1 pseudogene is annotated in these 377 nt (G+C 34.7%); it reads right to left on the bottom strand.

The features are described from left to right. Window positions 1-221 precede the first annotated feature (221 nt). A pseudogene (locus LOK41_RS28685) lies at window positions 222-296 on the bottom strand (serine/threonine protein kinase); the annotation flags it as partial. Between the last annotated feature and the right edge of the window lie 81 nt (window positions 297-377).

Genomic DNA, 377 nt, shown 5'->3' with positions numbered 1-377 from the left:
TCTATTATCAGTAGCGAAGACAAGGCCGTTCCCTACTCTCATAAGGAATCTGACTTTTTCCCTTTCTATCAATCTATGCAATTTTTTATACATTCCTATCATGGTGTGGGTTTTCGAGTTCTTGTTTGTTACTAAATTAGCCGAAAAACTGTATAAAATCCTGCATACTCTTAGCGTGGTATTTTTCCGGAATGCTAGCGGTACCCCAGTATGTGGTCCTTTTACAATTTGAATTTCTTTTTAAGCTTCTTATATTTTCTATATGAACGTCTAACAATGTTTAACATGAAATACGGTTCTGTTGCAAAGATTTCTAAACTGAGATAACCTGTAGAAAAAGTGTAAGCAGGAGAATGATATATGGGGTATTTTAAAGG

The sequence above is a fragment of the Bacillus sp. TL12 genome, assembly GCF_022625245.1.
Taxonomy (GTDB): domain Bacteria; phylum Bacillota; class Bacilli; order Bacillales; family Bacillaceae_G; genus Bacillus_A.
This window is presented reverse-complemented; position numbering and strand designations above follow the sequence as displayed.